Here is a 6431-nt window from a genome sequence, read left to right as displayed (position 1 = left end):
GGGGCGATCGCCGATTATAAAACCTGCAACGAACTTGCCCCTAACTTCGCCTTTGCCCTCGCCAGTCAAGCCCTCGCCACCTACGAACTCGGCGAAACCGAACAAGCCATCAAAATGATGCGAAATCTCAACCGCAAATATCCCCAATTTGCCGACATGCGAGCCGCCTTAAGTGCCGCCTTATGGGTAGAAGGCAAACAAGGAGAAGCCGAAAGTAACTGGGTAGCCGCCGTCGGTTTAGACTCTCGGTATAAAGATATGGATTGGGTGAAAAACATCCGCCGTTGGCCTCCAACTATTACAGAAGCCTTAGAGCGATTTTTAAGTCTTTCCTGATGGAGGCTCTAACAGATACCCTAGAATTAGGCGATCGCAAATCCAGTATGGGGGCGAATGTGTGGCGGGTGAAAGGCTAAAACAATATCCGATTTGGGCACGCCCGCTTCTAGCAATTTTTCCGTGATTCCATCTTCAATCCCATCGCGGTGAATCCAGATTTTTCCGTCAATAATCTGGGCATGGGTAATCATCCCATGAACCCGATGTTTTCCATCCCAACCGATAATCACTAACATAAAATGATGGTTTGTCCAATCAGCAATGACATGGCTCTTAATATCACCATGACTATAAGGAATTTGGGCATAGTAGTCTAGAATTTCTTGGATCAGTTGACCATATTTATTTACTCTATCCATTGGCTTATCTCCTGTGATGTTTCATCAAATGTCAATACTTTAACTTGATTGGTACGAATAGCAATTTGAGCTATTTTTTCCTCAAAAAAATCAAAATAAACTAAATCCGAAACGGCTAAATATAGCTTACGATCTTGATGAAGAGGTGATTCTTGCATTAATCCTCTGTAAAGCACATATTGACCCAGAGCATTTTCTAAATCTTGTACAGGAGATGGACGCACAAAACTTTTTATCTCTACAGCAATTCTTTGGTTATCTTTTTCAGCAGCTAATAGTTTTTCTGCGCCCAGATCTACATAAACCATTCGGCCTCCGACGGCTAAGGACAGTGGATCATTGGTAATTGTCCAGCCATCCTTGATTAAAGCCGTTTTTACTGTTTCGTGGTAGGTATCTTTCGCCATTCTTATTGTAGTGATAAAATACAGTTTTTAATCACGATACCCCATAACCCGTATAGGGACGCACTTCTGGGGGTTGAAAGCCTAAAACAATATCCGATTTTGGCACACCTGCTTCTAATAACTCTTCCGTCACTCCATCCTCAATACCATCGCGCTGAATCCAAATTTTACCATCAATAATCTGAAGATGAGTAATACAACCATGAACGCGGCGTTCTTGCTGCCAACCAACATCAAATAATAAAAAGTGATTGCGCTCTCGATCGATAATCACATGCTCATCGATTTCTCCATAGGAGTAAGGCATGTCAGCATGTCTTCTGAGGATTTTTTCAATGGTTTCTCGATAAAATTCTAGTTTATCCATTGGACAACCTCCTCAACTTTAGGATTAAATGTTAAGATTTTAAGGTTATTGAGTTCTATGATTAATTGCGGAAGTGCTTCAGTAAAGAAATCAGAAAACACCTTTTGAGGAATGGCAATATACAATTTACGATTAAGTTCCAGCTTTTCTAAAACTTGAGAATAAAGAATATATTGACCTAATGCCTGTTCTAAATCTTTGATGGGAGAAGGATTTAAAAAGCTTTTGATTTCTATGGCAATACGCTCTCCCTGTTTTTCGGCTGCTAACAGTTTTTCGGCTCCCAGATCGACATAGGTCATCCGACCGCCAAACTTTAATCGGAGGGGATCGTCTGTAATTGTCCAGCCATCTTTGATTAAAGCTGTTTTCACCGTTTCGTGATAGATGTCTTTTGCCATTTCTATTTTGTCGATTAAGTTCCAGTTTTTCTAAAACTTGGGAATTAAAGAATATATTATCCCGTCGGAATAGAGAGAGGTTTGCCATTATCACTCGCTCCAATTTGCAACAAGAAGGGAACAGCTATCTGCGCCCATGCTGGAGGAGAAATATAACCCGCCGCTTTTTCTGCCCCATAAATATATTCTAAGGTATCGGTATGAATAGTTCCCGGCCAAAGGGAAACGGCTGCCATGCCTGATGGTAACTCTTGGGCTAACGCTCCCGTTAAGCCCTCGATCGCCCATTTACTGGCACAATAGGGGGCAGCATTAGCGGCCGTGTAGCGACCCCAACGGGCACTAAAGTTAACAATTACACCCCGTTTTTGGGTGACCATTGCTGGGACAAAATGGCGAATAATGTTGGCTACCCCTTTAATATTGACATCAATCACGCGATCGAATTCTTCAGTTGAAATCTCCCACAGAGGAATACGTTGGTGGGGAATAGCAGCACTGTTAATGAGTAGATCGGGGGGTTCATATGCGCCGAGAATCTGTTGACTCCAGGCACTTACTGCGAAATCGTCAGTCACATCAACTGTGGTAAAGTTATGGGCTTGACTAAAATGCCCATTGAGTTCTGCAATCGATTGCTGGTTACGAGCGCAACCGATCACCCGATGTCCGGACTGGATAAATTTCTCGGCCATGGCGCGACCGAGACCCCGACTTACTCCAGTAATTAAAATTAGTTTAGACATAAAAAATCTATTTTAGGGATTGAGAAAGAAGCCTTCACTGGAATTATAAAAACCCGTATCGATAAATTGCAAAGCATCCTCGATGAGGTATTCAACGGTCTGTTTTCTTTCTGGATTATCTTCTTTTTTGCGCCATTGAAAATAGAAGGCACGCAAAAAGTTTTGCAGATTTCGATACGCACAGAGTTTCTCAGTCGGATCGGTGAGAATTTTTCGCCAAGGATGATTCTCAAAGTCATCCCAAACGAAGCGACCTGATGGACGACGCAGATCCGGTTCAATTAATCTGTTGAGCCAAACCTTGATTTGCTTGATCGCCAGCCGATCCTGTTGGCAAATGCTGACGGCCGCTCTGGCCAGTCTCTCTTCTTCGGAATGGAGATAAACGGATGACACGGGTTGTCGCAATTTGCTGGCGATCGCATCTAACAGTCGTATTAGATCTGACTCATTGAGATAGGAATTGAGGCTAAGAAGGGCTAAAGAGTCGGCTACATGGGCCATTCCGTGGGCCCAGCCTTTCTCCCCACCCACATAGCCTCGTAAATCTTGCTCTTGCTCCAGATAGGTTAAATAGAGTTCCATGCGATCGCGGATTTCGCCCTCATCTAGGTAAGGATGGTGGCGATGGAAGTCCGTTAAGTCATTCAAGAGTAAAATAGAATACGTCCGCAAAAACACGCGATCGCTTTCTGCTTCACCCAGACCTATCTGGATATTACGTTTCGGCTGCTCTGCCAGCTCCAGCATCTCTGCCTGACTATAGTGGGTGCGATCGTGCCATCCCCAGATCCAGGCACTCAACGTCATATAGCTGCGATCGCGCAATTCCCATTTTACTGCCCCCAAATTCGCCATCAGCTTAGGAGTTAGTTCGGCAACCTGATGGCGATCGGGAACCGCAAATCTATTCTCGACAATTGATTTTAAAAACTCTACATCCATCTAACCTTCTAGCTTAACTCATTGGGGATATTTTGTTGTTTTTTCGCTAAAATTGCCACATACTCCAAAGATTTCCCATTAAAAAAACAGCGATGAATATAGGTTTGAGTCGCCTGCACGTTTAAGTAACCTTTTGCCACTAATTGACGGTAAAAATAAACAAATTCAGGACAATTATCCTCACACTCGTAACTCGTCTTTGCCACATTAAACAAGACCCAGCCTTTATCCTTAATTAAGTTCATCCCCGTGACAAAAGCTTTGACTGGAATATGACCTTCACTCAATGCTGAACAACAAACAAAACCATTTAAATCTTTCTCCTTCAGAAAATTGCAAGTTGACTCTGATAATTGAGTCATATCTTCCACAAAATAATCTTCATAGACTCCCGGACAATCTCTTCGACAAGCTTCAGCCGCTTCAGGAACAATATCAATCCCAATAATAGAGGTTACTCCCACTTGGGCAGCCGCTTGACCAAACAATCCACTACCTGCCCCTAATTCTAATAGTCTTAAATCCTCAACTGACTCGCCACTATTATTTAAATTCTCAGTCAACAAAGTCGTCATCACTTCAGGAGAGCGATAGGCAAGTTTCTCTAAAGCCAAATAGTTATAAAGCCCAGGAATTCGATAAACTTCTGCATAATCATGGAGCTTTAATCGCCGCTCTTGACCATTTTCCGTAATAAAAAAATACTCCTCATTAATGGGTAAATCCTTGATATTATCCGGTAAGCGAACTTCAAAACTACTTGACATTTTTCTTTTTTTATGTAATTTTTACTTAAGGGGCAATACAGAAATCACTATACCAATAGCTCATTGGCTTGACCCAAAAATTCTTGGCATAACCTTCACTAACCGCTTCACTACTTTCTCGATACAGCAAAGAGGGAGAATTATCAACGACATAGAATGTATGTCCTTGCTCATCTTGATAGATTGGATCTTCGATTTTAGTTGCGCGAGTCCCTTCAATAGCTCGACCGGTATCGGCCGCAGCATCAATAATCCAACCCGTAGATTTCATCGCATCTAACATCTCCAAAGTGACAATCGGTGCATCTCCCTGACTAATTTCCACTGTATTAATAAAAATATCATAATCTTGAAATTCTTGCCGTACTAGATCGATATTACTGCGGCGACGTAACAAAGGATCAATTCCTTGACTTCCTAAAAATTTCAAAACTCCATAAGCCACATTGCCTCCACCAAATACAGCCACTCGATCGTTTTGGGTAATTCCCCCGCGCAACATAGTCGCTTGCATCATGGAAGCATAACCGGCAATTATACTATTCTTGTGAGTAATATCTCTAGGAATATTTAGGGTTTCTACTTTTCCTTGAGTCACTCGCATCGAGAGCCGATTCGTCACATCAAAGAGTCGGATATTTTTCGCTTCAGCACAATGTTCCCTAAAATGTCTTCCCGATGCACCAAAGGGATGAATCCAACCGACTAGAGTTTGATTTTCTCTAAAGTATTGATAATCTTGGGGTTGGGGGACTTTAATACAGTAAATGACATCGGCCCAAGCAAAGAGACTTTCGCGAGAATAGCCCGCACCTTCTCCATAAGCTCCATCAGAAATATCTAAGTTTTTCCCATAGCCGCGTTCAAATCTGCGCTCGTCTTCTGGACTGCAATAATAGAGATGTTGTGGCAGTAAACCAACTCTTTTTTCGTTAAGAAAACTGGGTTTAATATAAGCGATTTTCATCATCGATTCTCCAAGAATTTAATTTCGATATTTTTATTCGTGATTTTTAAAATTCTTTTTGCCAACAAAGAAGTTCCAATCAACATAGCCCGAACTGAGCTTTCGATTTCCTAGGGCTGGATCGAAACCAGTTCTTCCATGCAGAACTCTAAAATTTTGGAAGAGCAAACAGTCATGGTTTCTGAGTCGAAACTGATATTGATACTCCAGTTTTTTGAGATAGGAGAAAAAAGTATGATAGGCTTGGTAGAAATCTTCTAATTGCTCAAAGGGTAAATGAGGTCTACAGTTTCTTTTGCTAAAGCGCACTGTGGTTAAATTTCCATCGCGATCGCACTCCAAAATCGATGCAGTATTACAAAAACGATACCCATGCCTGCGATCGAGCAACCAATATTGTACCGGTGTGTCTCGCAAACGTTGAAAATAGTGTGGATAATCTTGGCGAAAGTCTTCTGTTACTCGGAAACCATCGACCAATGTCGATTCACCGCCTGAGTTTTGATTTTCTACACAATATAGAAACTGAGCCAGGCGATGCCCTCCCCAGTAACTGAGATCGTTATGGGGGGGTAAGGGACAGCCATCACGGGTTTCTTGAACTTGCTCTCTAGTTTCTAGAGGCATGATTTTCCCGTAATCAGCGTTATAAATGGGGCCGACAGATGAAAGAAAATCTTCTAAGTTTTCTGGAGAGATATTCTCTAATACCACAAATCCGAGACTGAATAATTGCTCCATCCAAATCTCATTATCAACGGTTTGAGCGTTATAGGTTTGGGGTGGAGTAGATTCTAATGTTGCTCTATCCCATAAAATCGAGGGGTCTGAGTCGAGTTCGGGTTGAGGATCGTAGCTATTTCTGAGCAACCACTCTACGGAAAATACGCTGCGGTGAGCGGGGGTTTCATCCCAGTCAATGGTTAAGGTCTCTTCATTCAAGTCTATGGATAGAGGTTGGGGGTTTTCTGGGCGATCGCTAATATTTGGATCGTAGAGTTGCTGATACGGAGCTGCATAGCGACAACTCGGACAATTTTCTCGCAACCAGATATAATGAAAGCGTTTATTTCTAATGGTAATAAAGGACTTAGTTTGAGTCACGACCATTTTATTTTTCCTCAATTCAAGTT

General features: G+C 42.2%; 9 protein-coding genes and 1 pseudogene. 1 reads left to right on the top strand and 9 read right to left on the bottom strand.

What is annotated here, in order from left to right; genetic code table 11:
* A pseudogene (locus PMG25_RS11070) lies at positions 1 to 336 on the top strand (tetratricopeptide repeat protein); the annotation flags it as partial.
* A gap of 26 nt (positions 337 to 362) precedes the next feature.
* On the opposite strand, the gene PMG25_RS11065 reads toward PMG25_RS11070, so the two are convergent.
* The 9 genes from PMG25_RS11065 to PMG25_RS11025 are packed head-to-tail and all read right to left on the bottom strand — an operon-like array spanning position 363 to position 6408.
* Positions 363 to 698, bottom strand: coding sequence for a XisI protein (locus tag PMG25_RS11065; protein WP_283754609.1), 336 nt, complete (start codon positions 696 to 698; stop codon positions 363 to 365).
* The gene (locus PMG25_RS11060; RefSeq protein WP_283766959.1) at positions 686 to 1105 is read right to left on the bottom strand and encodes an element excision factor XisH family protein; all 420 of its coding nucleotides are present in this window, start codon (positions 1103 to 1105) and stop codon (positions 686 to 688) included. Before PMG25_RS11060 ends, PMG25_RS11065 begins: the two co-directional genes overlap by 13 nt.
* A gap of 31 nt (positions 1106 to 1136) precedes the next feature.
* A complete protein-coding gene (locus PMG25_RS11055; RefSeq protein ID WP_283766958.1) occupies positions 1137 to 1472 on the bottom strand; it encodes a XisI protein in 336 nt (111 codons plus the stop codon).
* Complete coding sequence (locus PMG25_RS11050) at positions 1460 to 1873, bottom strand: element excision factor XisH family protein (RefSeq protein WP_283766957.1); 414 nt, start codon at positions 1871 to 1873, stop codon at positions 1460 to 1462. Before PMG25_RS11050 ends, PMG25_RS11055 begins: the two co-directional genes overlap by 13 nt.
* Before the next feature lie 56 nt (positions 1874 to 1929).
* Entirely contained in the window at positions 1930 to 2619 is a 690-nt protein-coding gene (locus PMG25_RS11045) for an SDR family oxidoreductase (RefSeq protein ID WP_283766956.1), read from the bottom strand.
* Positions 2620 to 2631: 12 nt separating this feature from the next.
* Positions 2632 to 3564, bottom strand: a complete 933-nt coding sequence (locus PMG25_RS11040) for a DUF2785 domain-containing protein (RefSeq protein ID WP_283766955.1) — start codon at positions 3562 to 3564, stop codon at positions 2632 to 2634.
* An 8-nt stretch (positions 3565 to 3572) separates the two neighbouring features.
* Entirely contained in the window at positions 3573 to 4331 is a 759-nt protein-coding gene (locus tag PMG25_RS11035; protein ID WP_283766954.1) for a class I SAM-dependent DNA methyltransferase, read from the bottom strand.
* Positions 4332 to 4356: 25 nt separating this feature from the next.
* Positions 4357 to 5298 (bottom strand): Rossmann-fold NAD(P)-binding domain-containing protein, encoded by a 942-nt coding sequence (locus PMG25_RS11030; protein WP_283766953.1) that lies wholly within the window; start codon positions 5296 to 5298, stop codon positions 4357 to 4359.
* A gap of 33 nt (positions 5299 to 5331) precedes the next feature.
* Positions 5332 to 6408, bottom strand: a complete 1077-nt coding sequence (locus PMG25_RS11025; RefSeq protein ID WP_283766952.1) for a TauD/TfdA family dioxygenase — start codon at positions 6406 to 6408, stop codon at positions 5332 to 5334.
* Positions 6409 to 6431: the final 23 nt, after the last annotated feature.

The sequence above is a fragment of the Roseofilum capinflatum BLCC-M114 genome, assembly GCF_030068505.1.
Taxonomy (GTDB): Bacteria; Cyanobacteriota; Cyanobacteriia; order Cyanobacteriales; family Desertifilaceae; genus Roseofilum; species Roseofilum capinflatum.
This window is presented reverse-complemented; position numbering and strand designations above follow the sequence as displayed.

What these genes read in the sequence shown, in the direction of transcription:
- PMG25_RS11065 (WP_283754609.1), bottom strand. Translation starts at nt 698, where the DNA reads ATGGATAGAGTAAATAAATATGGTCAACTGATCCAAGAAATTCTAGAC.
- PMG25_RS11060 (WP_283766959.1), bottom strand. Translation starts at nt 1,105, where the DNA reads ATGGCGAAAGATACCTACCACGAAACAGTAAAAACGGCTTTAATCAAG.
- PMG25_RS11055 (WP_283766958.1), bottom strand. Translation starts at nt 1,472, where the DNA reads ATGGATAAACTAGAATTTTATCGAGAAACCATTGAAAAAATCCTCAGA.
- PMG25_RS11050 (WP_283766957.1), bottom strand. Translation starts at nt 1,873, where the DNA reads ATGGCAAAAGACATCTATCACGAAACGGTGAAAACAGCTTTAATCAAA.
- PMG25_RS11045 (WP_283766956.1), bottom strand. Translation starts at nt 2,619, where the DNA reads ATGTCTAAACTAATTTTAATTACTGGAGTAAGTCGGGGTCTCGGTCGC.
- PMG25_RS11040 (WP_283766955.1), bottom strand. Translation starts at nt 3,564, where the DNA reads ATGGATGTAGAGTTTTTAAAATCAATTGTCGAGAATAGATTTGCGGTT.
- PMG25_RS11035 (WP_283766954.1), bottom strand. Translation starts at nt 4,331, where the DNA reads ATGTCAAGTAGTTTTGAAGTTCGCTTACCGGATAATATCAAGGATTTA.
- PMG25_RS11030 (WP_283766953.1), bottom strand. Translation starts at nt 5,298, where the DNA reads ATGAAAATCGCTTATATTAAACCCAGTTTTCTTAACGAAAAAAGAGTT.
- PMG25_RS11025 (WP_283766952.1), bottom strand. Translation starts at nt 6,408, where the DNA reads ATGGTCGTGACTCAAACTAAGTCCTTTATTACCATTAGAAATAAACGC.